This window comes from Leifsonia sp. PARNA 1/14 (assembly GCF_055720965.1).
The window spans coordinates 903,513-919,116 of record NZ_JBVQSP010000001.1; the positions used below are offsets into that span (position 1 = coordinate 903,513).

Annotated in this window: 16 protein-coding genes; all 16 read left to right on the plus strand. The window is 71.9% G+C overall.

Translation table 11 applies throughout. The annotated features are described in order from the left end of the window. Positions 1–68 precede the first annotated feature (68 nt). The 16 genes from AC0HS0_RS04515 to trpA all read left to right on the plus strand — a co-directional run bounded on the left by AC0HS0_RS04515 (position 69) and on the right by trpA (position 15,481). Positions 69–1,352 (plus strand): bifunctional phosphopantothenoylcysteine decarboxylase/phosphopantothenate synthase, encoded by a 1,284-nt coding sequence (locus tag AC0HS0_RS04515; protein WP_472962134.1) that lies wholly within the window; start codon positions 69–71, stop codon positions 1,350–1,352. A 58-nt stretch (positions 1,353–1,410) separates the two neighbouring features. Beyond that, the gene (metK, locus tag AC0HS0_RS04520; RefSeq protein WP_472961934.1) at positions 1,411–2,604 is read left to right on the plus strand and encodes a methionine adenosyltransferase; all 1,194 of its coding nucleotides are present in this window, start codon (positions 1,411–1,413) and stop codon (positions 2,602–2,604) included. Position 2,605: 1 nt separating this feature from the next. Beyond that, a complete protein-coding gene (locus tag AC0HS0_RS04525) occupies positions 2,606–4,624 on the plus strand; it encodes a primosomal protein N' family DNA-binding protein (protein WP_472961936.1) in 2,019 nt (672 codons plus the stop codon). Positions 4,625–4,696: 72 nt separating this feature from the next. After that, positions 4,697–5,605: a methionyl-tRNA formyltransferase gene (gene fmt, locus AC0HS0_RS04530; protein ID WP_472961938.1), complete on the plus strand. Its 909-nt coding sequence runs from the start codon at positions 4,697–4,699 to the stop codon at positions 5,603–5,605. Then, a complete protein-coding gene (locus tag AC0HS0_RS04535) occupies positions 5,602–6,978 on the plus strand; it encodes an RsmB/NOP family class I SAM-dependent RNA methyltransferase (RefSeq protein WP_472961940.1) in 1,377 nt (458 codons plus the stop codon). Before fmt ends, AC0HS0_RS04535 begins: the two co-directional genes overlap by 4 nt. A gap of 52 nt (positions 6,979–7,030) precedes the next feature. After that, the gene (rpe, locus tag AC0HS0_RS04540; protein ID WP_472961942.1) at positions 7,031–7,690 is read left to right on the plus strand and encodes a ribulose-phosphate 3-epimerase; all 660 of its coding nucleotides are present in this window, start codon (positions 7,031–7,033) and stop codon (positions 7,688–7,690) included. 127 nt (positions 7,691–7,817) lie between these two features. Next, a complete protein-coding gene (locus tag AC0HS0_RS04545) occupies positions 7,818–8,081 on the plus strand; it encodes a phosphoribosyl-ATP diphosphatase (protein ID WP_208039408.1) in 264 nt (87 codons plus the stop codon). A 61-nt stretch (positions 8,082–8,142) separates the two neighbouring features. Continuing rightward, on the plus strand, positions 8,143–8,982 hold the full coding sequence (gene hisG, locus AC0HS0_RS04550) for an ATP phosphoribosyltransferase (protein ID WP_472961944.1): 840 nt from the start codon (positions 8,143–8,145) through the stop codon (positions 8,980–8,982). Then, a complete protein-coding gene (gene hisF, locus AC0HS0_RS04555; RefSeq protein ID WP_472961945.1) occupies positions 8,982–9,746 on the plus strand; it encodes an imidazole glycerol phosphate synthase subunit HisF in 765 nt (254 codons plus the stop codon). Before hisG ends, hisF begins: the two co-directional genes overlap by 1 nt. After that, entirely contained in the window at positions 9,743–10,135 is a 393-nt protein-coding gene (gene hisI / locus AC0HS0_RS04560) for a phosphoribosyl-AMP cyclohydrolase (RefSeq protein ID WP_472961947.1), read from the plus strand. Before hisF ends, hisI begins: the two co-directional genes overlap by 4 nt. Then, a complete protein-coding gene (locus tag AC0HS0_RS04565; protein ID WP_472961948.1) occupies positions 10,132–11,673 on the plus strand; it encodes an anthranilate synthase component I in 1,542 nt (513 codons plus the stop codon). The genes hisI and AC0HS0_RS04565 overlap by 4 nt, the downstream gene beginning before the upstream one ends. Then, positions 11,663–12,385 (plus strand): Trp biosynthesis-associated membrane protein, encoded by a 723-nt coding sequence (locus AC0HS0_RS04570; RefSeq protein WP_472961949.1) that lies wholly within the window; start codon positions 11,663–11,665, stop codon positions 12,383–12,385. Before AC0HS0_RS04565 ends, AC0HS0_RS04570 begins: the two co-directional genes overlap by 11 nt. Before the next feature lie 86 nt (positions 12,386–12,471). Continuing rightward, complete coding sequence (locus AC0HS0_RS04575; protein ID WP_472961951.1) at positions 12,472–12,702, plus strand: DUF6704 family protein; 231 nt, start codon at positions 12,472–12,474, stop codon at positions 12,700–12,702. Positions 12,703–12,705: 3 nt separating this feature from the next. Further along, a complete protein-coding gene (gene trpC, locus AC0HS0_RS04580) occupies positions 12,706–13,476 on the plus strand; it encodes an indole-3-glycerol phosphate synthase TrpC (protein WP_472961953.1) in 771 nt (256 codons plus the stop codon). Next, entirely contained in the window at positions 13,476–14,687 is a 1,212-nt protein-coding gene (trpB, locus tag AC0HS0_RS04585; protein WP_472961955.1) for a tryptophan synthase subunit beta, read from the plus strand. The genes trpC and trpB overlap by 1 nt, the downstream gene beginning before the upstream one ends. Next, positions 14,684–15,481: a tryptophan synthase subunit alpha gene (gene trpA / locus AC0HS0_RS04590; RefSeq protein ID WP_472961956.1), complete on the plus strand. Its 798-nt coding sequence runs from the start codon at positions 14,684–14,686 to the stop codon at positions 15,479–15,481. Before trpB ends, trpA begins: the two co-directional genes overlap by 4 nt. Positions 15,482–15,604 lie beyond the last annotated feature (123 nt).

Here is a 15,604-nt window from a genome sequence, read left to right on the forward strand (position 1 = left end):
GACCCAGCGCCACCGTTCGACCGCAGCCGGATCCCGGCAGATGTGGAGATGCCGCCGTGAGCCCACGATTGACCATCGTCGTCGGAGTGACCGGCGGCATCGCCGCGTATAAGGCCGTGGGCGTCATCCGCGCGCTCGTCCTCGAAGGGCACTCGGTGCACGTCGTCGCGACGGAGGCCGCGCTGCGGTTCGTCGGCCGGCCGACGCTCGAGGCGATCAGCCGCAACCCGGTGGCGACCGACCTCTACGAGGGCGTCGCCGAGGTGCGGCACGTGGCCATCGGCCAGTCCGCCGACCTCATCGTGATCGCGCCGGCGACCGCCAACACGCTCGCCAAGCTGGCGGCCGGCCTCGCCGACGACCTGCTCGGCAACACCGTGCTGGCCTCCACGGCGCCGCTCGTCGTCGCGCCGGCGATGCACACCGAGATGTGGCGCAATCCGGCCACGGTCGCCAACGTCGCGACCCTCCGCAGCCGCGGCGTCACCGTGGTGGGTCCCGCCTCCGGCCAGCTCACCGGCGCCGACTCCGGCCCGGGCCGCATGGAGGAGCCCGATGTGATCGTGCGGGCCGCCCTCCGTGCTGCCGGGATCTCGCCGCGTCTCGCCGTCTCGGCCGTCCCCGAGCCGGTCGCCGACGTGGTCGTGCTCTCCGAGCGGCGGCGCGCGAACGAGGCGTCCCGGCTGCCGCGCGGAGGCGTGGATCTCGCAGGCAAGCGCATCGTCGTGACGGCAGGCGGCACCCGCGAGCCGCTGGATCCCGTCCGCTTCCTCGGCAATCGGTCGAGCGGGAGGCAGGGCGTGGCCGTGGCCGCCGCGGCCCAGGCCCGCGGCGCCGACGTCGTGCTGATCGCCGCGCACCTGGAGGTCGACCCTCCCGAGGGTGTCGAGGTCGTCGACGTGCAGACGGCACTCGAGCTCCAGGAGGCCGTGACCGAGGCCGCGCGGTCGGCAGACGTCGTCGTGATGACGGCCGCGGTGGCGGACTACCGGCCTGCGGTCACCCGCAACAGCAAGATCAAGAAGTCCGAGGCAGGCGACACCCTGACCATCGAGCTGGTCGCCAACCCCGACATCCTCGCCGGGCTCTCGGCCGAGCGCCGCGACGGCCAGGTCGTCGTGGGCTTCGCGGCGGAGACCGAGCCGGACCCGTCCACCCTGATCGAGCTCGGCCGCACCAAGCTCGCTGCGAAGGGCAGCGACTTCCTGGTGCTCAACCAGGTGGGCTGGGAGCAGGGCTTCGCAACGGAGAGCAACGAGGTCGTCGTGCTGCGCAGGGGCGGCGATATAGTGATGGAGGCCTCGGGGAGCAAGCTGTCGGTGGCCGACCGTATCCTCGACGTCGTCGTCTAGTCGACGACCGGGCCACGGCATCCCGAGACACCCCTCCGCGCCGCGATCAAGGAGAACAATGGCAGATCTGCGCCTCTTCACGTCCGAGTCGGTCACCGAGGGTCACCCGGACAAGATCTGCGACCAGATCTCCGACAGCATCCTCGACGCGCTCATCGCGGTAGACCCGCACAGCCGGGTCGCGGTCGAGACGCTGGTCACGACCGGTCTGGTGCACGTCGCGGGCGAGGTGACGACAAACGGCTACGTGGAGATCCCCGCGCTGGTGCGCGAGAAGATCGTCGAGATCGGCTACGACTCGTCCGACGTGAGCTTCGACGGCACCCAGTGCGGCGTCTCGGTCTCCATCGGCGCCCAATCGCCCGACATCGCCCAGGGCGTGGACAACGCGCTCGAGTCGCGCGCCGAGCAGAGCGTCGACGACCTCGACCGTCAGGGTGCCGGCGACCAGGGCATCATGTTCGGCTTCGCCACCACCGAGACCCCGCAGTACATGCCGCTGCCGATCTGGCTGGCCCACCGCCTGGCCGAGCGGCTCGCCGCCGTACGCAAAGACGGCACGCTCGACTACCTCCGGCCCGACGGCAAGACCCAGGTGACGATCGGCTACGAGGGCTACACGCCGCGCTCGGTCGAGACGGTGGTCCTCTCCACGCAGCACGCGCCGCACGTGTCGAGCGAGCAGCTGCAGGCGGAGGTCATCGAAGAGGTCATCGCGCCGGTCATGCACGCCGCGGGGCTCGAGACCGCGCACATCCGCACCCTCATCAACCCGACAGGCCGATTCGAGATCGGCGGCCCCAAGGGCGACGCCGGCCTCACCGGCCGCAAGATCATCGTCGACACGTACGGCGGCGCGAGCCGTCATGGCGGCGGAGCGTTCTCGGGCAAGGACCCGTCGAAGGTCGACCGCTCGGCGGCCTATGCGATGCGCTGGGTCGCCAAGAACGCCGTCGCCGCCGGCTTCGCGGAGCGGCTCGAGGTGCAGGTGGCGTACGCGATCGGCAAGGCGGCGCCGGTCGGCCTCTACGTCGAGACGTTCGGCACAGGCACCGTCCCGGACGAGCGCATCATCCGCGCCATCCGCGAGGTGTTCGACCTGCGGCCCGCGGCGATCGTGCGGGATCTCGACCTGCTCCGGCCGATCTACGCCCAGACGGCGACCTACGGCCACTTCGGCCGTGAACTCCCCGACTTCACCTGGGAGCGGCTGGACCGCGTCGACGACCTGCGCTCCGCCGCAGGGCTCTAGCGTGGAGGCGGCCGCGACGGTCGCCCGTGTCGTCCTCGACTCGCCGCTGCCGCAGCTCGACCACCTGTTCGACTACAGCGTTCCCGAAGAGCTCTCCGAGCAGGTGCTGCCGGGAGTGCGGGTGCGGGTGCCGTTGCGCTCTGCGGGCCGGGTCGCCGACGGGTACGTCGTGGAGCTCGCCGAGCCGGACGCGGCGTTCTCGGGCACGTTGAGTCCGATCGAGGCCGTCGTCTCGCCGGTGCCCGTCCTGACGGACCCGGTGTGGCGACTCGCCCGCAAGCTCGCCGACCGGAGCGCGGGCACGGCGAGCGACATCCTGCGGCTCGCCGTGCCGCAGCGCATGGTTCGAGTCGAGAAGGCCTGGCTGGCGGCGCGTGAGCACGACGGCGACGCGGCCGCAGAGACCGACACCACCCCGCCGGCCGAGGCGACGGCGGCCTTCCCGGTGCGCGGCTATGCCGCCGGCGCCGTGGAGGCTGCGGTCGCGGCAGGAAAGCGCCTCGCGCTGCGGCCGATCCCGCGCCTGAGTCGCCTCCCGGACGGCACCTGGGTCGGTGAGTGGGCCATCACGCTCGCGGCGCTCGCCACCGCGACCTGGCGGCGCGGGGCCACCGCGATCGTCGCCGTCCCCGATCATCGTGACCTCGACCAGCTGGCGGCGGCGCTGGGAGCGATCGCCCCGGAGGACGCCGTGGTGCGGGCCGACGCGTCCCAGTCGAACCCCGACCGCTACAAGGGCTTCCTCGCGGCGCTCTCCGGCCCGCGGATCGTGATCGGCAACCGGTCGGTGGTCTACGCCCCGGCCACCGACCTCGGCCTCATCGCGGTCTGGGAGGACAGCGACCCGTTGCTGGCGGAGCCCCTGAGCCCGTACGTCCACGCCAGGGACGCAGCGCTGGTGCGTCAGGAGCTGGAGGGCTGCGCACTCGTCCTGAGCGGTCTGGTGCGCAGCGTGGAGGCGCAGCGCCTCGTCGAGCTCGGCTGGCTGCGCGACGTCGGTCCGGAGCGCACCTCTTCACCCAAGGTCGTGCTGACCGCCAATCAGAGTGCCTCCGAGCCGGCAGCACGCGCGGCGCGCATCCCGTCGTCGGCGTGGCGGGCAGCGCGCGAGGCGCTCAGCGGCGACAGCGGCAGGCCGCGGGGGCCGGTGCTGGTGCAGGTCGCACGGCCGGGCTACCTGCCGGTGCTGTCGTGCGCGCACTGCGGCCAGGCCGCCCGGTGCGCGAAGTGCTCGGGCCCGCTCGGCCAGCGCCGCGCCGGTGCGACGCCGTCGTGCGGCTGGTGCGGCGCGCTGGCGACCGAGTGGAGCTGCAGCCGCTGCGAGCACACGAAGCTGCGGATGGTCACGCCCGGCTCGGGCCGCACGGCGGAGGAGCTGGGACGGGCGTTTCCGGGCACCCGGGTCATCCTCGCCGACGGCGACCACCCCGTGCTGCGCGTCGGGCCGGCTCCCGCGCTCGTGGTCGCCACCCGTGGCGCCGAGCCGATCGCCGACGGCGGCTACCAGGCCGTGCTGCTGCTCGACGGCGAGCGCATGCTCGCGCGGGAGACCCTCCATGTCGCGGAGGACTGCCTGCGCTGGTGGACGAGCGCGTCCGTGCTGGCCGCGCCCGGAGCGCCGACGCTCCTCGTGGGCGTCTCCGGCGATCTCGCACGCGACTTCGCGACCGATCGGCTCGTCGACTTCGCCCGGGAGGAGCTGACCGACCGGCGCCAGCTGCGTTTCCCGCCGGCGGTGCGGCTCGCCTCCGTAAGCGGTGCGGAGGCCTCGGTGCGTGCAGTGCTGGAGGCGGTGGACCCGGGCCTCCTGATCGATGTGCTGGGTCCCGCGGACGTCGACGAGAAGACCGTCCGCGCCATCCTCCGCTTCGAGTACGCGCGAGGGGCGGAGGTCGCCGCCGCCGTGCGTGCGGCCGTGGTGCGCAACGCCACCCAGCGGCGCAAGGCTCCGGGAGGCCGTCCCGGCTACCGTCCGGCGCCCACCCTCCGCGTCCGCTTCGACGACCCGGAGATCCTCTGAACCCCTTCGCCGGGAGCCAGAGCGCCCACCGCGGGTAGACTCGGTCGCTGACCCCACCGAAAGAACCTTGCCATGCGCCTCGTCTTCGCCGGCACGCCCGCCGCCGCCGTCCCCTCGCTGACCACCCTCGCCGAGCATTTCGAAATCGCCGCCGTCATCACGCGCGAGGACGCCCCCCTCGGCCGTAAGCGTGTGCTGACTCCGTCGCCGGTCGCGGAGGCCGCGGCCGGACTCGACCTGCCCGTCATCAAGGCGAACCGGCTGGGGGACGACGTCACCGAGCAGGTCGCCGACCTTCGCACCGACCTCGGCGTCATCGTCGCCTACGGCGGTCTGGTGCGCGAGCCGCTGGTCTCCACTCCGCGGCTCGGCTGGGTCAACCTGCACTTCTCGCTGCTTCCGCGCTGGCGGGGCGCCGCGCCGGTGCAACGGGCCGTGATGGCCGGCGACACCGAGACCGGCGCCGCCGTGTTCCAGCTGGTGGCCGCACTCGACGCCGGTGACGTCTTCGCACAGCTGCGGCGACCGATCCCGGCCGACGCGACCGCGGGAGAGCTGCTCGAATCGCTGGCGGACGACGGCGCCACCCTGCTCGCCGACACGGTTTCCGCGATCGCGGACGGCACGGCCGTAGCGGTACCGCAGAGCGGTGACGCCGTGCTCGCGCCCAAGCTCACGATCGACGACGCGCGCCTCGACCTGACCGTCCCGGTCGACGACGTCTACGCGCGGCTGCGTGGCGTCACGCCGGAACCGGGCGCCTGGGTGCTGCTCGACGGAGAGCGCTTCAAGGTGCACTCGGCCCGCCCCACCGAAGGCCTGTCGTTGCCGCCGGGTGTCGTCGCCGAGGTCGACGGCCGCATCGAGGTGGGCACCGGTACGACGCCGCTCGAGCTCGTCACCGTGCAGCCGGCGGGCAAGCGAGCGATGGCGGCCGCCGACTGGTGGCGCGGCGCCGGGGGATCGGCGGTGCTCTCATGAACGACCGCACCAAGGTCCAGCCCGCACGCCGGGTCGCCTACGACGTGCTCTCGGCCGTCAGGGAGTCCGACGCGTACGCGAACCTCCTGCTGCCCGGCCGTATCGCACGGGCGGGGCTGTCGACGGCCGACGCCGCGCTCGCGACAGAGCTGACCTACGGCACCCTGCGGATGCAGGGCTACTACGACCGCGTCATCGCCCGGGCCGCCGGGCGCACGGTCGACAAGATCGATCCGCCGCTCCTCGACGTGCTCCGGCTCGGCGCCCATCAGCTGCTGTCGACGCGCGTGCCGTCGCACGCCGCCGTCAACGAGTCTGTCGCACTCGCACGCCTGGTCGGCAGCCGGTCGGGCACGGGATTCGTCAACGGCGTGCTGCGCGAGATCGGCCGCTCGACGCCCGACGAGTGGCGAGAGCGCGTGCTCGCGGACGCCAAGAACGAGGACGAGCGGCTCGCGGCCCTCTCTTCGCACCCCGCGTGGATCGTGCGGGCGTTCCGCCGCTCCCTCGAAGCGGAGGGCCGGGAGACGGAGCTGGAAGCCCTCCTGGAGGCCGACAACACCGCACCGCGCGTCAACATGATCGCTCTGCCCGGCCTCGCCGAGCCGCCCAGCGGAGCGCGTCCGGACCGCTTCTCGCCCGTCGGCTTCACCGCGGGCGGGGGAGACCCGCAGGGGCTGGTGACCGAGGCCGAGGGCCGGCTCCGCGTACAGGACGAGGGCTCGCAGCTCGCGGCGCTCGCGCTCACGCGCGCGCGCCCGATCGTGGAGGGCGAGCGCTGGCTCGACCTCTGCGCCGGGCCCGGCGGCAAGGCGGCACTCCTCGCAGCCGAGGCGCTCGCGGGCGGCGCGACCCTGGTCGCCAACGAGGTGGTGCCCGCGCGGGCTGAGCTGGTGCGACGAGCCCTTGCGTCCGTCCCGCTCGACGTCCCGGTCTGGGAGCGTGACGGCGTCGAGCTCGGGAGCAGCGACCCGGAGGCTTTCGACCGCATCCTCCTCGACGCACCGTGCACCGGCCTCGGCGCGCTGCGTCGGCGACCCGAGGCGCGCTGGCGGAAGACGCCCAGAGACGTCGCAGAGCTGACCGGGCTGCAGGCGCGCCTGATCGACTCCGCGGTGGAGGCGCTCAAACCGGGCGGTGTCCTCGTCTATGTGACGTGCTCGCCGCACGTGGCCGAGACCCGCGCCGTGGTCGCGGACGCCCTCGACCGCCACCGCGGCGTGCTGAGCACGGGCGACAGCGCGGAGATCGTGCAGTCGGTCGCGAACGAGCGACTCGATCTGGCGGGCGACCCCGAGCTGGTGCAGCTCTGGCCGCACCGCCACCTGACCGACGCCATGTTCATCGCCGTGCTGGAGAAGGCCGCCTCGTAGCCGCTCGGCCCGTCCGGCCGGGGGGAGTGCCCCGCGCCAATAGGCTGGCCGCATGGCGACGCGCATCAATCCGAGCATCCTGGCGGCCGACTTCGTGAACCTCGAGCGCGATCTCGGGACGATCGCCACCGCCGACCTCGTGCACGTGGACGTCATGGACAACCACTTCGTGCCCAACCTCACCTTCGGTCCGCAGATGGTCGGACGCATCCAGGACGTCAGCCCGATTCCGCTCGACGTGCATCTGATGATCGACGACCCCGACCGCTGGGCCCCCGGTTACGCCGAGCTGGGCGCCTTCTCGGTGACCTTCCACGCGGAGGCCGCTGCCGATCCCGTGGCGCTCGCCCGCCGCCTGCGCGCGATCGGCGCACGAGCCGGGATCGCGCTCAAGCCGGGGACTCCGGTCGACGGCTACCTCGACCTGCTCCCGGAGTTCGACCAGGTGCTGGTGATGACGGTGGAGCCGGGGTTCGGCGGCCAGTCGTTCATGGTCGAGACGATGCCGAAGCTGCGTTCGCTCCGAGCGGCCGTCGAAGCGCGCGGCCTCGACGTCTGGCTGCAGGTCGACGGCGGCATCACCGAGGAGACGATCGTCACGGCCGCCGAGAACGGCGCCGACACGTTCGTCGCAGGTTCCAGCGTCTTCCGCGGAGAGCCCGCGGAGCGGATCGCCGGGCTGCGGGCCGCCGTCGTGGCCCACCTCCACTGAGAACGCCAGTGACGACGCCTCCACTTCTGCGCCGGAACCGGCTCGGCGACGATGTGCGCGAAGCAGACCGCGGTGCGCAGCCGTCGCGCGCGCACCGGCCGCGCTCGGCGACTAGTACGCTGTAACGGTGAAAACCTTCGACGACCTCTTCGCCGAGCTCAGCGAGAAGGCCGAGACCCGCCCGGAAGGCTCCGGGACGGTTCGCGAGCTCGACGCGGGCGTGCACGCCATCGGGAAGAAGATCGTGGAGGAGGCCGCAGAGGTCTGGATGGCCGCGGAGTACGAATCCGACGAGGCCACCGCCGAGGAGATCTCCCAGTTGCTGTACCACCTGCAGGTGCTGCTGATCGCGAAGGGCCTCACCCCGGCCGACGTGTACCGACATCTGTGATGACCGCTCCCGGGTCCCCGGATCCGTGCCTCCGTCCGTCACGTCACGAAAGTCACAACGCATGCTGAAGATCGCCGTCCCCAACAAGGGCTCCCTCTCCGAGACCGCGGCGCAGATGCTCCTCGAAGCCGGCTACCACGGTCGCCGCGATCCCAAGGAGCTCATCGTCGCCGACCCGCGCAACGGCGTGGAGTTCTTCTACCTCCGCCCCCGCGACATCGCGACCTACGTCGGCTCCGGCGCACTCGATGTCGGCATCACCGGTCGCGACCTCCTGCTCGACTCGAGCTCGCCCGCCGCCGAGATCGCCGCGCTCGACTTCGCCGCATCGACGTTCCGCTTCGCCGGACCGGCCGGGTCGTACACCGACCTCGCCGACCTGGAGGGCAAGCGCGTCGCGACGAGCTATCCGGGGCTCGTCGGTCAGTTCCTCACCGACAACGGCGTGGATGCGTCACTCATCAAGCTCGACGGCGCGGTGGAGTCCGCTGTGCGCCTCGGCGTCGCCGACGCCGTCGCCGACGTGGTCGAGACCGGCACGACATTGCGCAAGCAGGGCCTGGAGATCTTCGGCCCGGTGATCCTCGAGTCGGAGGCCGTGCTCGTGTCGTCGCCGTCGCCCGCGGCCGGCGTCGACACCCTGCTGCGCCGCCTCCAGGGTGTGATGGTCGCCCGGCAGTACGTGCTGATCGACTACAACCTCCCCGTCGCGCTGCTCGAGCAGGCCGTCGCCCTGACGCCGGGCGTCGAGTCGCCCACCGTGTCGCCGCTCGGGGAGCCGGACTGGGTCGCGGTCCGGGTCATGATCAAGCGCGACAGCACCAACCAGGTCATGGACGAGCTCTACGAGCTGGGCGCCCGCGCGATCCTGGTCACCTCGATCCACGCGGCACGGATCTGATGAGCGTCGCGGTCCGGGTCATCCCCTGTCTCGACGTGGCCGCCGGACGCGTCGTGAAGGGCGTCAACTTCCAGAACCTCCGCGACCAGGGCGATCCCGTCGAACTCGCGCGCCGGTACTTCGAGCAGGGTGCGGACGAGCTGACCTTCCTCGACGTCACGGCGACGGTCGATGACCGCTCGACGACCTACGACGTGGTGCGCGCTACGGCCGAGCAGGTCTTCATCCCGCTCACCGTGGGCGGCGGCGTGCGCAGCACGGAGGACGTCGCGAAGCTGCTGGGCAGCGGTGCCGACAAGGTGGGTGTCAACTCCGCGGCGATCGCGCGGCCGGAGCTGGTCGGCGAGATCGCCGAGCGTTTCGGCGCCCAGGTGCTCGTGCTCTCGCTCGACGTGAAGCGCTCGGCCGACACGGCCTCCGGGTTCGTGGTGACGACGCACGGCGGGCGCACCGAGACCGGGATCGATGCCCTGCACTGGGCGGAGCGCGCGATCGAGCTGGGCGCGGGGGAGCTGCTGGTCAACTCCATCGACGCCGACGGCACGAAAGAGGGCTTCGACCTGGAGCTCATCCGCGAGATGCGCGCGATCAGCCGGGTGCCGGTCATCGCCTCGGGTGGCGCGGGCGCCGTCACCGACTTCGTGCCGGCGATCGACGCCGGCGCCGACGCGGTGCTGGCGGCGAGCGTGTTCCACTCGGGCGAGATGACCATCGGCGACGTGAAAGACGAACTGCGACGAGCAGGTCTGGAGGTGCGTTCATGACTGCGATCGACGACGTGATCGGGCGGATCCGGTTCACCGACGCGGGGCTGGTCCCCGCCGTCATCCAGCAGTGGGACTCCCGCGAGGTGCTGATGATGGGCTGGATGGACGCCGAGGCGGTGCGGCGCACCCTCAGTGAGGGCCGCGTGACGTTCTGGTCGCGCTCCCGCCGTGAGTACTGGCGCAAGGGCGACACCTCCGGACACGTTCAGTACGTCAAGGGGGCGGCACTGGACTGCGACGGCGACACGCTGCTCGTGACGGTCGAGCAGCTCGGTGCCGCCTGCCACACCGGCACGCGCACGTGCTTCGACGCCGACGTGCTGGAGCCGGTGGTCGCCGACGCCGAGAGCGCGCGGCTCGCCGCCGAGATGGGCACCGACCTGTGATCGCCACCGCAGGCGGGACGACCGGGCGCGGGGAGTTCGCGGCGCTGGCCGCCGCGCATCGCGTCGTGCCAGTGGTCCGCGAGCTGTTCGCCGACGGGGAGACGCCCGTCGGCATCTACCGCAAGCTCGCCGCGGGACGGCCGGGCACCTTCCTTCTGGAGTCCGCCGAGCAGGGCGGCATCTGGTCGAGGTTCTCGTTCGTCGGCGCCGCGTCGTTCGGCATGCTGACGCAGAACGGCGACGAGGTCCGCTGGCTCGACTACGGGCTGTCGGCGCAGCGCGCGCTCGGCGCGGAGGCCTCCGGGACGCCGCTGGAGGCCCTCGCGGCCCTGCACGAGCGCTGGAGCACCCCGCGGATCCCCGGCCTGCCTCCCCTCACCGGTGGTCTGGTCGGCTTCATCGGCTGGGAGGCCGTGCGGCAGCTGGAGCGGCTGCCGCAGCGTCCGCCGGCCGACTACGACATCCCGGGTCAGGCGATGGCGTTCGTCGCCGACCTGGTCGTGATCGATCACCGCTCCGGCACGGTCAAGCTGATCGCCAACGCGCTGGCCGACGGCGAGCACGACGTCGACGCCCTGTGGGCCGACGCGCAGGAGCGCCTCGACCGCATGCAGACCGAGCTCGCGCAGCCCTCGGAGGCCTGGCTCGCCGACGTGGACCTCACGGCCGTCGGCAGTCCGGTGTCGCGCACCCGCCAGGAGGACTTCCTCGCGTCGGTCGAGACCGCCAAGGAGCGGATCGTCGACGGCGACATCTTCCAGGTCGTGATCTCTCAGCGCTTCGAGCTCGAGTGCACGGCGTCCGCTCTCGACGTCTACCGGGTGCTTCGCTCGCTCAACCCGAGCCCGTACATGTATCTGCTTTCGCTGGAACGCCCGGACGGCCGGCCGTACCAGATCGTCGGTTCCTCGCCCGAGGCGCTGGTCAAGGTGCAGGACGGGCGTGCGTTCACGCACCCCATCGCCGGCTCGCGCCCGCGCGGCGCCACCCCCGAAGAGGACCTCGACCTGGAGGCCTCCCTGCTGGCCGACGACAAAGAGCGGGCGGAGCACCTGATGCTCGTCGACCTCGCCCGCAACGACCTGCTCAAGGTGTGCGCGGCGGGCAGCGTCGAGGTGACCGAGTTCATGCGCGTCGAGCGCTTCAGCCACATCATGCACATCGTCTCGTCGGTGGAGGGCGACCTGCTGCCGGAGTCCGGCGCGATCGACGTGTTCCGCGCGACCTTCCCCGCCGGCACACTCTCGGGCGCGCCGAAGCCGATGGCCCTTCGGATCATCGACGAACTCGAGCCCGCGCAGCGGGGGGTGTACGGGGGAGTGATCGGCTACTTCGATTTCGCCGGAGACGCCGACCTCGCCATCGCCATCCGCACGGCCACGATCATGGACGGCGTGGCCCGGGTGCAGGCGGGAGGCGGCCTGGTCGCCGACTCCGTGCCCATCATGGAGTTCCAGGAGTCGCAGAACAAGGCGGCGGCGCCCCTGCGGGCGGTGGCGGTGGCCAACGGCATGAAACGGGTGCAGGGTGCGCGCTGAGAACCGTCGCGTCAAGTACCTGACGCTGCTCGCGCTGGTCGTGGGGAGCGGCCTCGGGCTGCTCGCGGCGACGCAGACCTGGTTCGTCATCGACGTCAAGGACGTCGCCAACCACGCGGGCACGGTCACGGTCGCCGGGTCGGCCGCGGCTCCCGCGCTCACCGCGCTCTCTTTGGCCGGGCTCGCCCTGACGGCGGCGCTCGCGATCGCCGGCCCCGCCTTCCGCGTCGTGCTGTCGATCCTCGGCATCCTGCTCGGCGTCTCGATCGTCTTCTCGGCCGTCTCCGTCGTGGGCGACCCGCTGCGTGCAGCAGGCGGGGCGATCACCTCGGCGACGGGCGTCGCAGGGGAGGCCTCCCTGCGCAAGCTCGTGGAGAGCACGACGACCGAGTTCTGGCCGTGGCTCGCCGTGGTCGGCGGCGTGCTCGTCGTCGCCGCGGGCATCCTGGCCATCGAATTCGTGCGGGCCTGGCCCGGCGCGTCGCGGCGGTACCAGGCGCGGTTCGCCGGGGAGGACGGCCGCTCGGCCGAGGAGGCCGTCGCCGAGCTCTCCGAGGGCGACGACGGGGCGCCCGCCGACACGGCCGACGACGACGAGGAGGCGCGCGAGGCGGCCGAGGCCGACACGCCCCCCAGCCCCACCGCGCTCGACCGCGACACCGCGATCGACAGCTGGGACGAGCTGAGCCGCGGCGACGATCCCACGCGCTGAGCCACTAGACTTGTTCCCGATCCACCAACCGTGCGCCGCCCTGTCCTGACGGGCGAGCGGAGGCGCACCCGACGTGCAGGAGTCCCATGAGCACCGAGTCAGTCGAGCCAGGCCACGGTCATTCACCGGCGGCGTGGACGGCCGTGATCATCATGCTGATCGCCTTCACCATCGGAGCCGTCGCGTTCTTCTACGACGCTCCGATCATCGTGTGGCTGTCGGCCGGTCTCGCCGTGATCGGACTGATCGTGGGCTGGATCATGAAGCGCGTGGGCTACGGAGTGGGCGGCTCCAAGTACCAGCCGAAGGGCCACTAACCCGTGCTCGCCGACCTCGTCGCCGGCGCGCTGGAGGATGCGGAGCGACGACGCGCTGAGCGCCCGCTCGCCGTGGTCGAGGCGGCTGCGACCGCCCGCGAGCCCGCCATCGACGCGCTGGCCGCGTTGGCCCCGGCCGATCGGGTGAAGATCATCGCCGAGGTCAAGCGGGCGAGCCCGTCGCGCGGCGATCTGGCCGAGATCCCCGACCCGGCCGCCCTCGCCTCGCTCTACGAGACCGGTGGCGCGAGCGCCATCAGCGTCCTCACCGAGGAGCGCCGCTTCAAGGGGTCGCTCGCCGACCTCGAAGCCGTGCGCGCCGCCGTGTCGCTGCCCGTGCTGCGCAAGGAGTTCGTCGCGGATGCGTACCAGGTGTTCGAGGCCCGCGCCGCGGGCGCCGATCTGGTCCTGCTGATCGTGGCCGCCCTCGACCAGCCGCGCCTGGTCGAGCTGCACGGCCTGATCTCCGACCTGGGCATGACCGCCCTGGTCGAAGCGCACACCGAGGAGGAGCTGAGCCGTGCATTCGACACCGGTGCGCAGCTGGTGGGCGTGAACGCGCGCAACCTCTCGACGTTCGAGCTGGATCGGGACCTGTTCGGCCGCCTGGCCGACCGGTACCCGTCCGGCGTCATCCGCGTGGCGGAGTCGGCTGTGAAATCGGCCGCCGACGTCGCGCACTACCGGGCGGCGGGCGCGGATGTCGTGCTCGTCGGCGAGGCGCTCGTCACGAGCGATCCCGTCGCCACGCTCGGCGAGTTCCTGGGAGCCTGATGTCCCTTCGTTCTGAACACGGACCCTACTTCGGCGAGTTCGGCGGGCGCTTCGTCCCCGAATCCCTCGTCGCCGCCCTCGACGAGCTGACGATCGCATGGGAGGAGGCCAAGGCCGATCCCGCGTTCCACGCCGAGCTCGACGAGCTGCACCGCAGTTATACCGGTCGCCCGAGCATCATCACCGAGGTGCCGCGATTCGCCGCCCACGCCGGGGGCGCCCGCGTCATCCTCAAGCGGGAGGACCTCAACCACACCGGCTCGCACAAGATCAACAACGTTCTCGGCCAGGCCATCCTCACCAAGCGCATCGGCAAGACGCGCGTGATCGCCGAGACCGGCGCAGGCCAGCACGGCGTCGCGACCGCGACCGCTGCTGCGCTGTTCGGCCTCGAGTGCACCATCTACATGGGCGAGGTCGACACCGAGCGGCAGGCGCTGAACGTGGCGCGCATGCGGCTGCTCGGCGCGGAGGTCGTGGCCGTGAAGACCGGCTCGCGCACCCTCAAAGATGCGATCAACGACGCGATGCGCGACTGGGTCACGAATGTCGAGAACACCAACTACATCTTCGGCACGGTCGCGGGTCCGCACCCATTTCCTGAGATGGTGCGCGACCTCCAGAAGATCATCGGCGAGGAGGCCCGCGAGCAGGTCCTCGCGCTGACCGGGCGTCTGCCCGACGCCGTCGCGGCCTGCGTCGGCGGCGGCTCCAACGCCATGGGCATCTTCCACGCGTTCCTCGACGACGAAGACGTGCGTCTGGTCGGGTTCGAGGCGGGAGGAGAGGGTGCGGAGACGCCTCGCCACGCGGCGACCATCACCAAGGGTCGCCCCGGCGTCCTGCACGGCGCACGCAGCATGCTGCTGCAAGACGAGGACGGCCAGACGATCGAGTCGCACTCGATCTCGGCGGGCCTCGACTACCCGGGCGTCGGTCCCGAGCACGCCTGGCTCGCACAGCTCGGCCGTGCCGAGTACCGCCCGGTGTCCGACGCCGACGCCATGCAGGCGCTCAAGCTGCTGAGCCGCACCGAAGGCATCATCCCGGCCATCGAGTCGGCGCACGCCCTCGCCGGCGCGCTCGAGCTCGGCAAGCAGGTGGGCCCCGACGGCATCGTGCTCGTGAACCTCAGCGGTCGCGGCGACAAAGACATGGAGACCGCCGGACGCTACTTCGGCCTGATCGACGATGGAGCAGTGCAGTCGTGAGCCGTGTTGCAGACACCATCGCGCAGCGCAACGCGGAGGCCGGCGGAGCTCTCGTCGGCTACCTGCCGGCGGGCTTCCCCGACCTGCAGACCAGCATCGACGCGGCGGTCGCCCTCGCCGAGAACGGCGTCGACGTCATCGAGCTCGGCCTTCCGTATTCCGATCCGGTCATGGACGGCGCGGTCATCCAGGCCGCGACGCAGCAGGCCCTCTCGAACGGCTTCCGACTGCGCGACGGCTTCACGGCCGTGCGCGAGATCACGCAGCGCGTCGACGTCCCGGTGCTCGTCATGACGTACTGGAACCCCGTGCTGCAGTACGGCGTCGACCGCTTCGCCGACGACCTCGTCGAAGCAGGGGGAGCGGGGCTCATCACTCCCGACCTCATCCCCGACGAAGGAGCCGATTGGCTCGCCGCCTCCGACCGCACCGGTCTCGACCGGGTGTTCCTCGCGGCGCCTTCGTCGACCGACGCGCGCCTGCGCACGACCATCGAGAGCAGCCGGGGGTTCGTCTACGCCGTCTCCACGATGGGCATCACCGGTGCGCGCAGCGACGTCGACTCGGCCGCCCGCTCGCTCGTCGGCCGCCTGCGCGACGCCGGAGCGACGAGCACCTGCGTCGGCCTCGGCATCTCGACCGCCGCCCAGGTGGCGGAGGTCCTCGAGTACGCCGATGGTGCGATCGTCGGGTCAGCACTCGTCAAGGCCCTCGCCGACGGCGGGGTCGCAGAGGCCGGTCGCATCGCGGCCGAGCTCGCCACCGGCACCGCGCGGCAGGGCGCGTCGGCCTGAGGGCGGCACCGACCAGCACCTGAGCGGGTCGGTGGCATCGCAGACCTGCATTTAGACTGGAGGCCGTGCGCCGTTCGGCGCCGGACTCCATAGGACACGAAAGGTAGTCATCGCGTGGTCGCG

Bases quoted from the DNA above. Each gene is read 5' to 3' on its own strand.
- metK (WP_472961934.1), top strand. From the start codon at position 1,411: ATGGCAGATCTGCGCCTCTTCACGTCCGAGTCGGTCACCGAGGGTCAC.
- fmt (WP_472961938.1), top strand. From the start codon at position 4,697: ATGCGCCTCGTCTTCGCCGGCACGCCCGCCGCCGCCGTCCCCTCGCTG.
- AC0HS0_RS04535 (WP_472961940.1), top strand. From the start codon at position 5,602: ATGAACGACCGCACCAAGGTCCAGCCCGCACGCCGGGTCGCCTACGAC.
- rpe (WP_472961942.1), top strand. From the start codon at position 7,031: ATGGCGACGCGCATCAATCCGAGCATCCTGGCGGCCGACTTCGTGAAC.
- hisG (WP_472961944.1), top strand. From the start codon at position 8,143: ATGCTGAAGATCGCCGTCCCCAACAAGGGCTCCCTCTCCGAGACCGCG.
- hisF (WP_472961945.1), top strand. From the start codon at position 8,982: ATGAGCGTCGCGGTCCGGGTCATCCCCTGTCTCGACGTGGCCGCCGGA.
- hisI (WP_472961947.1), top strand. From the start codon at position 9,743: ATGACTGCGATCGACGACGTGATCGGGCGGATCCGGTTCACCGACGCG.
- AC0HS0_RS04575 (WP_472961951.1), top strand. From the start codon at position 12,472: ATGAGCACCGAGTCAGTCGAGCCAGGCCACGGTCATTCACCGGCGGCG.
- trpB (WP_472961955.1), top strand. From the start codon at position 13,476: ATGTCCCTTCGTTCTGAACACGGACCCTACTTCGGCGAGTTCGGCGGG.